This window comes from Antarctobacter sp. (assembly GCF_965277915.1).
Classification (GTDB): Bacteria; Pseudomonadota; Alphaproteobacteria; order Rhodobacterales; family Rhodobacteraceae; genus Antarctobacter.
This window is the reverse complement of the sequence record NZ_OZ255849.1, coordinates 4290419-4303711: the sequence shown is the minus strand read 5'-3', so window position 1 is coordinate 4303711 and position 13293 is coordinate 4290419. Positions and strand designations below refer to the sequence as shown.

The window sequence follows — 13293 nt, the reverse complement described above, 5'->3', positions numbered from 1 at the left end:
CACCCCGTTCGAGGCTTGCGCTTGAACCCGCGCTGCGTATAACGCCGACAATTTGCCAACAGTGTCCCCCGGAAACGCGCCTTGCCGGGGCCCAGACGGAGCTGCCCGATGCCCAAGCGTACCGACATTCAGTCCATCATGATCATCGGAGCGGGGCCCATCATCATCGGGCAAGCCTGCGAGTTCGATTATTCCGGTGCCCAGGCCTGCAAGGCGCTGCGCGAAGAGGGCTACCGGGTGATCCTGGTGAACTCGAACCCGGCCACCATCATGACCGACCCGGGCCTGGCCGATGCCACCTACATCGAGCCGATCACTCCGGAAGTCGTGGCCAAGATCATCGAGAAGGAACGCCCGGACGCTTTGCTGCCCACCATGGGCGGGCAGACCGGCCTGAACACATCTTTGGCGCTGGAAGAGATGGGCGTGCTGGAAAAATTCGGGGTCGAGATGATCGGCGCCAAGCGCGAGGCCATCGAGATGGCCGAGGACCGCAAGCTGTTCCGCGAGGCGATGGATCGGATCGGCCTGGAAAACCCCAAGGCCACGATCATCACCGCTCCCAAGAAAGAGAATGGCAAGAGGGACCTCGAGGCCGGCGTCGCCCTTGCCCTGGAAGAACTCGAAGAGATCGGCTTGCCGGCCATCATCCGCCCTGCCTTTACCCTGGGCGGGACCGGCGGCGGCGTGGCCTACAACCGCGAGGACTATATCCACTATTGCCGGTCGGGCATGGATGCCTCGCCCGTGGGGCAGATCCTCGTCGATGAAAGCCTGCTGGGCTGGAAAGAATACGAGATGGAGGTTGTCCGCGACAAGGCGGACAACGCGATCATCGTCTGTTCCATCGAAAACGTCGACCCGATGGGCGTGCACACCGGCGACTCGATCACCGTGGCGCCGGCGCTGACGCTGACCGACAAGGAATATCAGATCATGCGCAACGGCAGCATCGCCGTCCTGCGCGAGATCGGCGTCGAGACCGGCGGATCAAACGTGCAATGGGCCGTGAACCCCGACAACGGCCGCATGGTCGTGATCGAGATGAACCCGCGCGTGTCGCGGTCCTCGGCGCTAGCCTCCAAGGCGACGGGCTTCCCGATCGCCAAGATCGCCGCGAAACTGGCCGTGGGCTATACGCTGGACGAGCTGGACAACGACATCACCAAGGTCACGCCCGCGTCCTTCGAGCCGACCATCGACTACGTCGTTACCAAGATCCCGAAATTCGCCTTCGAGAAGTTCCCCGGCTCTGAACCCTACCTGACCACGGCGATGAAGTCGGTGGGTGAGGCAATGTCCATCGGCCGGACCATCCACGAATCGCTGCAAAAGGCGCTGGCGTCGATGGAATCGGGCCTGACCGGCTTCGACGAGGTCGAGATCCCCGGTGTCAGTGTCGATCCTTGGTCGACCGCCCCGGAAAAGGCCGCCGTCATCAAGGCGATCAGCGAACAGACCCCGGACCGGATGCGCACCATCGCCCAGGCCATGCGCCACGGGCTGACGGACGACGAGATCCACGGCACCACCATGTTCGATCCCTGGTTCCTGGCCCGCATCCGCGAGATCGTGGACGCCGAGCAGGAGGTGCGTGCCAACGGGTTGCCGCAGGACGCCGAGGCGATGCGCGCACTCAAGATGATGGGCTTTACCGATGCCCGCCTGGCAAAGCTGACCGGCTTTGCCGAAAAGGACGTGCGTGCACGGCGGCAGGCGCTGGGCGTCACGGCTGTCTTCAAGCGGATCGACACCTGCGCCGCAGAGTTCGAGGCGCAGACCCCCTACATGTATTCCACCTACGAAGAGCCTCTCATGGGCGAGGTGGAATGCGAGGCACGACCCTCTGATCGCAAGAAAGTCGTCATCCTCGGCGGCGGCCCCAACCGGATCGGGCAGGGGATCGAGTTCGACTATTGCTGCTGCCACGCCTGTTTTGCGCTGACCGACGCGGGCTATGAGACCATCATGGTCAACTGCAACCCGGAAACGGTCTCGACCGACTACGACACCTCGGATCGCCTGTACTTCGAGCCGCTGACCTTTGAACACGTCATGGAGATCCTGACGAAAGAGCAGGAAAACGGCACGCTGCATGGCGTCATCGTGCAGTTCGGTGGCCAGACCCCGCTGAAGCTCGCCAATGCGCTGGAGGCCGAGGGCATCCCGATCCTGGGCACCACGCCCGATGCCATCGACCTGGCCGAAGACCGCGAGCGGTTCCAGGCGCTGGTCAACCAGCTGGGCCTGAAACAACCCAAGAACGGCATCGCCTCCACCGATGCACAGGCGCTCGACATCGCCGAAGAGATCGGCTTTCCGCTGGTGATCCGCCCATCCTACGTTCTGGGCGGGCGTGCGATGGAAATCGTGCGCGACATGGATCACCTGCGCCGCTACATCAAGGAAGCGGTTGTCGTCTCCGGCGACAGCCCCGTGCTGCTGGACAGCTACCTGTCCGGCGCCACGGAACTGGACGTGGACGCGCTGTGCGACGGCGAAAACGTCCATGTGGCCGGCATCATGCAGCACATCGAAGAGGCCGGCGTGCACTCGGGCGACAGCGCCTGTTCGTTGCCCCCCTATTCGCTGGACGCCGACGTGCTGGCCGAGATCGAACGTCAGACCCACGCGCTGGCCAAGGCGCTGAACGTGGTCGGCCTGATGAACGTGCAGTTCGCGATCAAGGCCAACGCGGCGGGCGAAAACGAGGTCTACCTGATCGAGGTGAACCCGCGCGCCAGCCGTACGGTGCCCTTCGTCGCCAAGGCGACCGATAGCGCCATCGCCAGCATCGCCGCCCGCATCATGGCCGGTGAGTCGCTGACGGCCTTCCCGAAGCGCGCCGGTTACGAGGCCAGCATCGACTACGATACCGACGTTCCGATGGCCGATCCGATGACGCTGGCCGATCCGAACATGCCCTGGTTCTCGGTCAAGGAGGCGGTTCTGCCCTTCGCCCGTTTCCCCGGTGTGGATACGATCCTTGGCCCGGAGATGCGCTCGACCGGCGAGGTCATGGGCTGGGACCGCAGCTTTGCCCGCGCCTTCCTCAAGGCGCAGATGGGGGCCGGTACCCACCTGCCGACAGAGGGAACGGTGTTCTTCTCGATCAAGGACGAGGACAAGACGCACCAGCTGATCGAGACCGCGCGGATTCTCGTGGATCTCGGCTTTACCATCGTGGCGACGGCGGGCACCGCGTCCTTCCTGGCCGCGCATGACATCGCCTGTGAGCTGGTGAAAAAGGTCTACGAAGGCCGCCCGAACATCGTCGACCTGATGAAGGACGGCAAGGTTCACCTTGTCATGAACACCACCGAGGGCTCGGCTGCCGTCGAGGACAGCCGCGAGATCCGCTCTGTCGCGCTTTACGACAAGATCCCCTACTTCACGACCGCCGCCGGGGCACATGCCGCTGCCTTGGCCATGAAGGCGCGCGAAGAGGGTGAACTGGTGGTGAAGTCGCTTCAGGGGTAAGGACAAGCTAATACAAAGGCGTTAGGCCAATTCCTTGGGCGGGCAAGCAACACTGGTGAAGTGATCGACAAGGGAACGATCCGGCTATTGGTCGGGTTTGCCTTTGGCTTTTTCGGCACTCTTGTGCGACGTTCTCGGGTTTGATTGCAGATGCATTCCGTGGACGGGTTCACCGGGTAAAATTCGCGTCCCGGTGCAACCCCATCGCGCTTACCGCAATATCTCATCGCAACGTAGGGTGCGCTGGTAAGGCGCGCCCTACCAACATCGGGCACTAACCGTAGGGGCCACCCCGCGATCCGCGTCTTCCGGTGCGGCCAGACGAACGATTGCCGCGGGCATACCCCCTCCACATCCCCTTCCGCCCCTGCTAAACCGCTCGCAAACGATCCTCGGAGGGCATTGCCGATGAAACCCGTCATTCTCACGATCCTCGACGGTTGGGGCCTGCGCGAGGAGGAGGCGAACAACGCCCCAAAGCTGGCCAACACCCCCACGATGGACCGGCTGATGGCCACCTGTCCCCATGCGACGCTGATCACCCACGGCCCCGACGTCGGCCTGCCGACCGGGCAGATGGGTAACTCGGAGGTGGGGCATACCAATATCGGTGCGGGCCGGGTGGTGGCCATGGACCTGGGCCAGATCGACCTGGCCATCGAGGATGGTAGTTTCTTTGACAACGAGGCCATCCTGGAGTTCGCCGACAACGTGAAGGCGGCGGGTGGCCGGGCGCATATCATGGGGCTGACCTCGGATGGCGGCGTGCATGCCCATACCGATCACCTGCTCGCAGCGGCCAAGGTGCTGACCGATCAGGGGCTGGATGTCCTCGTCCACGTCATCACCGACGGGCGCGACGTCGCGCCGACCTCGGCACATAACCAAGTGCAAGCCTTTGCCCTTGCCCTGCCGGAAGGCGCGCGCATCGCCACCGTATCAGGGCGCTACTACGCAATGGACCGCGACAATCGCTGGGAGCGGGTGGAAAAGGCCTATCGCGCCGTGGTTGATGCCAAGGCGGACGCCCTGGAAGATCCGTCCGAGGGCATCGCGGTCCGCTACGATCTCGACCAGATGGACGAGTTTATCGAGCCCTTCATCATCGAAGGCTACGAGGGCATGAAGCCCGGCGACGGGCTGTTCTTCATCAACTTCCGCGGGGACCGCGCGCGCGAGATCCTGTCTGCGATTGGCGACCCGGATTTCGATGGGTTCGAGCGCACGAAACCCGATCTTTCCGCCTTGCTGGGCATGGTCGAATATTCCGACCGGCACAACGAGTACATGACCACTGCCTTTCCCAAGCGCAAAATCGTCAACACGCTGGGCGAATGGGTGGCCAAGCAGGGCAAGACCCAGTTCCGTCTGGCGGAAACCGAGAAATACCCGCATGTGACCTTCTTCCTGAACGGTGGCAAGGAAGTGCCGGAACCGCACGAGGATCGGTTCATGCCCAAGTCGCCCAAGGTGGCTACCTACGACCTGCAGCCCGAGATGTCCGCGGGCGAGGTGACGGAGAAATTCCTCGGCGCGATCGACAGCGGTTATGACCTGATCGTGGTGAACTACGCCAACCCCGACATGGTCGGCCATACCGGCGACCTGCAGGCGGCAATGAAGGCCTGCGAGGCGGTCGACGCGGGGCTGGGGCAGGTGGTCGACAGGCTGGAACAGACCGGCGGCGCGTTGCTGGTGATCGCCGACCACGGCAATTGCGAAACCATGGTCGATCCTGAAACCGGCGGGCCGCATACGGCGCATACGACGAACCTGGTGCCGGTGGTCCTTTACGGTGCGCCCGACGTGGAAAAGCTGCGCGATGGGCGATTGGCCGACGTGGCGCCGACCCTGCTGCAACTGATGGACCTGCCGCAGCCCGAGGAAATGACCGGGGAAAGCCTGATCGCGTGAAACCGCTGGCGCTGATTCTCTGCCTTCTGGCCGCGCCGCTGGCCGCGCAGGACGCGGGGGACAAGGCGCGCGCGGCCGCCGAGGCGCTGGAGGCTGCTTCTGTCCTGCTGGACACCGCCGACGAGGCGCAGGACCGTGTGGCGGCTCTGACCGATACGGTGCGCGCCTACGAGGACGGGCTGACAGCCATGCGCGAGGGGCTGCGCGCCGCGACCATCCGAGAGACGGAACTCAGCCGCAAGCTGGCCTCGCAGGAGGCCGAGGTGGCGCGCCTTCTGGGCGCGCTCATGGCGGTGGGGGACCGTGCCGCGCCGCGCACGCTGGTGCATCCGGGCGGTCCGCTGGACGCGGCCCGGTCGGGGATGCTGGTGGCGGCGCTGACGCCCGGCCTTGCCGAGCAGGCGGCGGAACTGCGCGCCGATCTCGAAGAGGTCACGGCGCTGCGTGCCCTGCAACAGAACGCTGCGGACACCCTGCAGGAGGGACTGAGCGGCGTGCAGGCCGCGCGCACCGCGCTCAGCCAGGCGATCGCCGACCGCACGGACCTGCCGCGCCGCTTTACCGAGGATCCGATCCGGACCGAACTGCTGATCGCCTCGACCGAGACGTTGCAAGGGTTTGCCTCGGGTCTGGCTAAGATCACCGAGGATGAGACCGGCCCGCCTCTGCCGCTGGTTGCGGACCGCAAGGGCAGCCTGCCGTTGCCCGTGCGCGGGGTGGTCCTGCACGGGGCCGGGGATCGTGACGCGGCTGGGGTCTCCCGCCCCGGTGTCGTCATTGCCACCCGTCCCGGCGCGCTGGTGACCACGCCGACCGCCGCCACGATCCGCTATGCCGGGCCGCTGCTGGACTACGGGCTGGTCGTCATCCTCGAGCCACAGGCGGACCTGATGTTCGTGCTTGCCGGAATGGACACGGTGTTCGGCGAAACGGGGCAGGTTCTTGCCGCGGGCGCGCCTGTCGGGCTGATGGGTGGGCCTGCCGGCGATAATATGTCACCTTCGGGTGAGGGGGCTGGCGGAGCCCGTTCGGAAACGCTCTATATAGAGGTCAGAGAGGGCGACGTGCCCGAAGACCCACTGCGGTGGTTCACAACCGACAAGGGATGATTGAGGTATGAGGAAATTCGTGATGGCCGCCGTCGGCGGCACCCTGGCGTCCATCGTGGCGACGACCCAATTGGTGGGTCCGCTGCTGGCGCAGGAGGGCAGCCGTCCGGAAAGCGTCTATGAGCAGCTCGACCTGTTCGGTGACATCTTTGAACGCATCCGCGCGCAATACGTCGAGGAGGTCGACGAAAAGGAACTGATCGAGGCTGCCATCAACGGCATGCTGACCTCGCTCGACCCGCACTCCAGCTACCTTGCCCCCGACGATGCCGCCGACATGCGCGTGCAGACGCGCGGCGAATTCGGCGGCCTCGGGATCGAGGTCACGCAGGAAGACGGCTTCGTCAAGGTGGTCTCTCCCATCGATGGCACCCCGGCGATGGAGGCCGGTATCGAGGCCGGCGACTTCATCACCCATGTCGACGGTGAAAGCGTGCTGGGCCTGACCCTGGACGAGGCGGTGGACATGATGCGCGGGCCGGTCGGCTCCGAGATCGTGATCACCGTGGTCCGGGAGGGCGTCGAGGAACCTTTCGACGTGTCGATCATCCGCGACACCATCAAGCTGACCGCAGTCCGCTCGCGTACCGAGGGTGAGACCGTCGTGCTGCGGATCACCACCTTCAACGATCAGACCTTCCCCAACCTCGCCGACGGCATTGCCAAGCAGGTCGAAGAGGCGGGCGGCATTGACAAGGTCAACGGGTTTGTCGTCGACCTGCGCAACAACCCCGGCGGCTTGCTGAACCAGGCGATCATGGTGGCCGATGCCTTCCTCGACAAGGGCGAGATCGTCTCGACCCGGGGCCGCGACCCGGCCGATGGCGACCGCTACAATGCCCAGCCCGGCGACCTCACCGAAGGCAAGCCGCTGGTCGTGCTGATCAACGGAGGGTCCGCTTCTGCCTCGGAGATCGTGGCGGGGGCGCTGCAGGATCACCGACGCGCCATCGTCGTGGGCACCAAGAGCTTTGGCAAAGGGTCGGTCCAGACCGTCATGCCGCTGCGGGGCAACGGCGCGATGCGCCTGACCACGTCGCGCTACTACACGCCGTCGGGCCGGTCGATCCAGGCGCTGGGTGTTTCGCCTGACATCGTGGTCGCCCAGCCGCGCCGTGATCCGAACGCCGAGCCCGACGAGGAACCGGCGGCCAACCCCTTCACCCGCTCCGAGGCGGACCTGCGCGGCCGTCTCGATAACGATTCGTTGACGCCCGAGGAAATCGAGCAGATCGAGCTCGACCGGGCCAAGGCCGAGGCCGCTGCCCGCCTTCGCGAAGAGGACTACCAGCTGGCCTATGCCATCGACATCCTCAAGGGGCTGTCGGCACTGGGGCCGAACGACTGAGATTGAACGCCTCGGCGTATCCGGATCCGGCGGCCTTGGGGCTGCCGGATCTTTTCTTTTCCGGCCTTTGGGGTAGGGCACTACACCCGCGTACTGTGCTGGCCACGCGCGGGCTCAAACAGTTCGCGTTCTATGCAATGATTCGCAGCCGGAACAGCTGGCTTGGCCGGATCGGTTGCGCGGGCCGCTACTGGATGACGGTTTCATCGTGGCGTTGCCCTTGCCGACCTCGGGCGGGGCCCGGGTCGACCTGCCGTACTTCGACTAAACCGCCTGCACGGACAAGCTGCGATCCAGCGCCGCGGCGCTTGCGTTCAAGGCGGCGGCCTGCCGGCTGAGCGAACCGGAATATGCCCGCAATTTGGCACGTGACTTGCCCCCGCTTCTCAAGCGCGGCTAAATCGCGGCAACGGAGGATCTGCCATGACCAAGCGAAAGACAATGACCCCCGAAGACATCGCCGCCCTTCCCTATCGTCGCAATGTCGGCGTGATGCTGGTCAACGCGCAGGGCCATGCCTTTGTCGGCCAGCGCATCGACAGCGAGGTGCCCGCCTGGCAGATGCCCCAGGGCGGCATCGACAAGGGCGAGGACCCGCGCGAGGCGGCGCTGCGCGAGCTGGAAGAGGAAACCGGCGTCACCCGTGATCTTGTGACCGTCGAGGCCGAAACCGACGGCTGGATCGCCTACGACCTGCCGCATGACATCGTGCCGAAGATCTGGAAGGGCCGCTACAAGGGGCAGGAGCAGAAATGGTTTTTGCTGCGGTTCCACGGCACCGACGACCAGGTGCGGCTGGATGCGGACGACCACCAGGAGTTTTCGGAATGGCGCTGGCTGCCCGCCGACGAGGTCGTGGATCAGATCGTGCCGTTCAAACGCCCGGTCTACGCGCAGGTCGTCGATGCTTTCAGGGCCCATCTGTGATGCGCTGGCTCGGCTTGGTCCTGTCCCTGCTGGCGACCTCCCCTGCACTGGCGCTGTCCTGTCGTCCGGCGGATCCGGTGCGGGATTTCAAGGCGGCCGAAGAGTCCGGTGACCGCTGGGGCGTCGCCGTCGGGCGGCTCGATTTCGACGAGGGGCGCCTGCCCAAGGTCGACTGGGCGCGCCAGGACCGGGTGCCGCCAGAAACCGATCTGCGCGCCCAGTTCATCGGTCATTCCTTGGACATGGACGGTTTTGACACCGTGTTCCAGGCGAATGTCACCCTGCGGGTGTTCTGCTTCGGCCCCTGGTGCGCGCAACCCAAGAGCGGCGCACGCTACCTGGCCTTCATCAGGCACGAAAACGGCAAGCGCGTGCTGCAGGCGGACCCTTGCGGCAGTTGGCTGTACCCGAACCCGCAGAGGCGTGACCTGGACCGGGTCCACAGTTGTTTTGCCGGTGGCCACTGCGAGGAACGCGGGTTCTGATCCCCACGCTCTTGCTTCTTCTCTGTGAAAATACTCCGGGGGGTCTGGGGGGCTGGCCCCCCAGCGGGTCGCCCGGCCCGAGGCCGGGCGAAAACAGAAACCTCACCGCAGCCGCTTCAGTACCGATAGCGAGGCATAGCCGTCCGGCACCAGACCCTGGGATTTCTGGTACTGCCGCACGGCCTCGACCGTCAGTGGGCCGATCTTGGCGTCGATGCCCTCGGTGTCGAATCCGGCGGCGGTCAGGCGCTGTTGCAGCTCGATGCGTTCCTCGAAGGTCAGCGCACGGTCGCCCCGGGGCCATTTGCCCTGGATCGCTTTGCCTCCGGCGATGCGGTCGGCCAGGTGGCCGACGCCGATGACGTAGGCATCGGCGGTGTTGTAGGTCTCGATCACCTCGAAATTGTCGAAGACGAGAAAGGCCGCGCCGGTATGGCCGGCAGGCAGCAAAACGGAGGCGGGGCCGAAATCCTCGACCGGCTTGCCATCGGTGCCCGTGACCCCCAGCTCTGCCCACTCCGAGGGCAGGCGTGTGACCTCGCGTTTGGCCTGGAGATAGTCGAATCCCCGGGGCAGCCTGACCTCGACGCCCCAGGGCACGCCGGTCTTCCAGCCATTTGATTTCAGGTAGTTGGCGGTCGAGGCCAGCGCATCAGAGGGGTCGTCGCCCCAGATATTGCGCCTGCCGTCGCCGTCGTGATCCACCGAAAGCCGCTGGAAAGAGCCGGGCATGAACTGGGTATGCCCCATCGCCCCGGCCCAAGACCCGCGCAGGTTGGCTTGTGTCGTGTGCCCGTCCTGCAGGATCTTCAGTGCGTCGATCAGCTCTCCCTCGAAGAACTCGGCGCGGCGGGCGTCATAGGCCAGGCTGGCCATCGCCTCGATCACCGGGGTGCTGCCGCGAAAGGTGCCATAGGCGGATTCGAGGCCCCAGATCGCCACCACGATCTCTTTCTGAACGCCGTAGTCGGCTTCGATCTTTTCCAGCAATGCGCGATGCTTTTTCAGCGCCGCCTTGCCGTTGCGGATGCGCGTCGCCGAGGCGGCGCTGTCGAGGTAGTCCCAGATCGTCTTGGTAAACTCGGACTGGTTGCGGTCACGTTTCACCACCTTGCGGTCGAACTTTGCCCCCTTGAAGGCGGCGTCGAAGACCGCCGGCTCGATTCCCTGTTCCAGTGCACGGGGGCGAAACTCGCGGACCCAGGCGCGAAACCCGGCCTGCGTGCCGGTGATCCGGGCGGAATGGGCGGCCAGCGTTTCCAGAGCGGCAGGGCGCAGCATCGGGCGCAGAGACCCGGAAGGCGCCAGCATGCTGGCGGGCAGCGTGGCGGCGCGGCTGACCACCTCAAGCTCATCCTCCGGCACGCCGTTGACGATCAGCGGGCGGTCTTCCACCTCGGGCGCCTCGCCACGGCCAACAGGCCTGGGAGAGGCGGGAGCGGAGCGGTCTGTCGTACGGGCCTCCAGCTCGCCGCGGGCCACGGGGCGCAACGATACATCGACCGCCTCTTCCGCCACCAGCGGGGCCGAGAGGGTCAAGGCGATCAGCCCGGTTGTTGCGCGCCACATCATGGATCGGATCCTGCTGCTCTCTGATTTTCAATGAGATTAGCGTGCCCGGGCGCGAATGCGAAGCCATCCGCGACAGGGCATGCAAAATCCTGCCGCTCCGGCCTGATACATGTGCCTGCCGGCTGTCACCCTTTTGAGCGGCGTTTCCGGGTCACCTTGCGCTTGGTCTTGGCGTCCTTGGCTTTGGCCTTGGCCTGTTTGCGGCGGGGCGAGGTGCCGGGTTTCTTGCCACGGGGGCGGCCCTTGCCGCGCGAGAAACGTCCGCCTTGACGGCTTTCGTATTCCTCGTCGTCCAGTTCCAGAAGTTCGAAGGCGATGCCGCCGGTGACGGGCGCCGCCTCGACCAGTTTCACCCGTGCGCGCATTCCCAGCCCGATGATCCGCCCCGTGTCGCCCCCCATCAGGGTGCCGGCGTCGCGGTCGAAATGGAAATACTCGTTGCCCAGCGTGCCGATGGGCACCAGCCCGTCGGCGCCGGTCTCGTCAAGTTTCACGAAGATGCCGAACTTGGCGATGCCGGACACGCGGCCGGTGAATTCGGCGCCCAGCCGGTCGGAAAGATAGGCAGCCAGGTAGCGGTCGGTGGTGTCGCGCTCTGCCATCATCGACCGGCGCTCGGTGTCGGAGATGTGCTGCGCTGTGGCGTCCAGCCGCTCGATATCTTCCTGGCTGAGTCCGTCGTCGTCCCACTTGTGGGCCGTGATCAGGGCGCGGTGCACGATCAGGTCGGAGTAGCGCCGGATCGGCGAGGTGAAATGCGCGTAGTTCTGCAGCGCAAGGCCGAAGTGCCCGAAGTTCTTGGGGCTGTAATAGGCCTGCGTCATGGACCGCAAGGTGGCGAGGTTGATCAGTTCCGCCTCGCCGGTCTTGGCTGCCTGATGCAACAGCTGGTTGAGGTGGCGCGTCTTCAGCACCTGCCCCTTGGCCATGGTCAGACCGGCGGCCTGTGCCGTGTCGCGGAGAGATTCCAGCTTGTCCTGCGGCGGTTCCTCGTGCACCCGGAACAGCAGCGGCGTGTCCTTGGCGATCAGGGTGTCGGCGGCGGCGACATTGGCCAACACCATGAATTCCTCGATCAGCTTGTGCGCGTCCAGCCGGTCGGCGAAATCGACGGATGTCACCTTGCCGTCATCGTCCAGCGCGATTTTGCGTTCCGGCAGGTCGAGGTCCAGCGGCTGGCGGCGTTCGCGTGCCGACTTCAGCGCGGCATAGGCGGCGTAGAGCGGTTTCAGGACCGGTTCGAGCAGCGGGCCGCACTTGTCGTTGGGCTCACCGTCGATGGCGGCCTGCACCTCCTGGTAGCTGAGCGAGGCGGGCGAGCGCATCAGCGCGCGGTAGAATTTCTGCCCCAGCTTGTTGCCCTCGGCGTCGATGCGGATGCGCGCCGCGATACAGGCGCGCGGCACGCCTTCGTGCAGTGAACAGAGATCGCCGGATAGCCGGTCGGGCAGCATCGGCACCACCCGGTCGGGAAAATACGAGGAGTTCCCGCGCATCTTGGCCTCGCGGTCGAGCGCAGAGCCAGGGGTGACGTAATGGGCCACGTCGGCGATGGCGACCCAGAGAACGTGCCCGCCCTCGTTCTGCGGGTCCTCGTCCGGTTCGGCAAAGACCGCGTCGTCATGGTCGCGGGCATCGGACGGGTCGATGGTGATCAACGGCATGTTGCGCAGGTCTAAGCGGCCCTTGAGGCCGGCGGGCTTCATGCTGTCGGCTTCGGCCACGACCTTTTCCGGGAAATCGTCCGGGATGCCGTGCTGGTGGATCGCGATCAGGGACACGGCGCGGGGTGCGGTGGGATCGCCCAGCCGCAGCACGATGCGCGCCTTGGGCAGGCCCATGCGGCCCTTTGGCCCGGCCTGTTCCGCCTCGACCAGCTCGCCGTCCTGGGCGCCGCCGGTGGCATCGGGCAGGACCGACCATTCCTTGTCAGAACCCTTGTCGATGGGCAGGATGCGCCCGCCCTCGGCGCCCTTGCGGAAGATCCCCACCACCTTGCGGGGCGAGGTGCCGATGCGGCGGATCAGGCGGGCCTCGTAGTTGTGATCGGCGTGGTGCACCACCTGCAGACGGGCCAGGATGCGGTCGCCTTCGCCCAGGGCCGGGTCATTGGCGCGGGCGATGATCAGCACCGTGGGTTCGACCCCTTCACCGTGCCATTCCAATGGGCGGGCAAAGAGATCGCCGTTTTCGTCGGGCGCCTTGACCTGCAGCACGCTGACGGGCGGCAGGCGATCGGGGTCGCGATAGGTCTTGTGGCGTTTCTCAAGGTGCCCTTCGTCCTCCAGCTCGCGCAGGATGCGCTTGAGGTCGATCCGGTCAGCCCCCTTGATGCCAAAGGCCTTGGCAATGTCGCGTTTCGAGGTGAGGGTCGGGTTGGCGGAGATCCAGTCGAGGACATCCGCCTTGGTGGGCAGCTTGCTCATGGGGTTGGCGTATCATGGGCGCGGGGCGGCGT

8 protein-coding genes are annotated in these 13293 nt (G+C 65.4%); 6 read left to right on the top strand and 2 right to left on the bottom strand.

What is annotated here, in order from left to right; all coding sequences use genetic code 11:
• The first annotated feature begins 108 nt into the window (after nt 1-108).
• From carB to ACQY5B_RS21975, 6 genes are all read left to right on the top strand, one after another.
• Nucleotides 109-3480 carry a carbamoyl-phosphate synthase large subunit gene (gene carB, locus ACQY5B_RS22000; RefSeq protein WP_420327389.1) on the top strand — a complete coding sequence of 1124 codons (3372 nt, stop codon included), beginning with the start codon at nt 109-111 and terminating at the stop codon, nt 3478-3480.
• A 408-nt stretch (nt 3481-3888) separates the two neighbouring features.
• Nucleotides 3889-5394: a 2,3-bisphosphoglycerate-independent phosphoglycerate mutase gene (gene gpmI / locus ACQY5B_RS21995; protein ID WP_420327391.1), complete on the top strand. Its 1506-nt coding sequence runs from the start codon at nt 3889-3891 to the stop codon at nt 5392-5394.
• Nucleotides 5391-6503, top strand: a complete 1113-nt coding sequence (locus tag ACQY5B_RS21990; RefSeq protein WP_420327393.1) for a murein hydrolase activator EnvC family protein — start codon at nt 5391-5393, stop codon at nt 6501-6503. Before gpmI ends, ACQY5B_RS21990 begins: the two co-directional genes overlap by 4 nt.
• Before the next feature lie 7 nt (nt 6504-6510).
• Nucleotides 6511-7851 carry a S41 family peptidase gene (locus ACQY5B_RS21985; protein ID WP_305967962.1) on the top strand — a complete coding sequence of 447 codons (1341 nt, stop codon included), beginning with the start codon at nt 6511-6513 and terminating at the stop codon, nt 7849-7851.
• 441 nt (nt 7852-8292) lie between these two features.
• Nucleotides 8293-8778, top strand: a complete 486-nt coding sequence (locus ACQY5B_RS21980; RefSeq protein WP_420328584.1) for an RNA pyrophosphohydrolase — start codon at nt 8293-8295, stop codon at nt 8776-8778.
• Complete coding sequence (locus ACQY5B_RS21975; RefSeq protein WP_420327394.1) at nt 8778-9263, top strand: hypothetical protein; 486 nt, start codon at nt 8778-8780, stop codon at nt 9261-9263. Before ACQY5B_RS21980 ends, ACQY5B_RS21975 begins: the two co-directional genes overlap by 1 nt.
• A 102-nt stretch (nt 9264-9365) precedes the next feature.
• Here the strand turns inward: ACQY5B_RS21975 and ACQY5B_RS21970 are convergent, their stop codons facing one another.
• Both ACQY5B_RS21970 and rnr read right to left on the bottom strand, forming a co-directional pair.
• Nucleotides 9366-10574, bottom strand: a complete 1209-nt coding sequence (locus tag ACQY5B_RS21970) for a lytic murein transglycosylase (protein ID WP_420328586.1) — start codon at nt 10572-10574, stop codon at nt 9366-9368.
• 386 nt (nt 10575-10960) lie between these two features.
• Nucleotides 10961-13261, bottom strand: a complete 2301-nt coding sequence (gene rnr, locus ACQY5B_RS21965; protein WP_420327396.1) for a ribonuclease R — start codon at nt 13259-13261, stop codon at nt 10961-10963.
• Between the last annotated feature and the right edge of the window lie 32 nt (nt 13262-13293).

Bases quoted from the DNA above. Each gene is read 5' to 3' on its own strand.
- carB (WP_420327389.1), top strand. From the start codon at position 109: ATGCCCAAGCGTACCGACATTCAGTCCATCATGATCATCGGAGCGGGG.
- gpmI (WP_420327391.1), top strand. From the start codon at position 3,889: ATGAAACCCGTCATTCTCACGATCCTCGACGGTTGGGGCCTGCGCGAG.
- ACQY5B_RS21985 (WP_305967962.1), top strand. From the start codon at position 6,511: ATGAGGAAATTCGTGATGGCCGCCGTCGGCGGCACCCTGGCGTCCATC.
- ACQY5B_RS21980 (WP_420328584.1), top strand. From the start codon at position 8,293: ATGACCCCCGAAGACATCGCCGCCCTTCCCTATCGTCGCAATGTCGGC.
- ACQY5B_RS21975 (WP_420327394.1), top strand. From the start codon at position 8,778: ATGCGCTGGCTCGGCTTGGTCCTGTCCCTGCTGGCGACCTCCCCTGCA.
- ACQY5B_RS21970 (WP_420328586.1), bottom strand. From the start codon at position 10,574: ATGCTGGCGCCTTCCGGGTCTCTGCGCCCGATGCTGCGCCCTGCCGCT.
- rnr (WP_420327396.1), bottom strand. From the start codon at position 13,261: ATGAGCAAGCTGCCCACCAAGGCGGATGTCCTCGACTGGATCTCCGCC.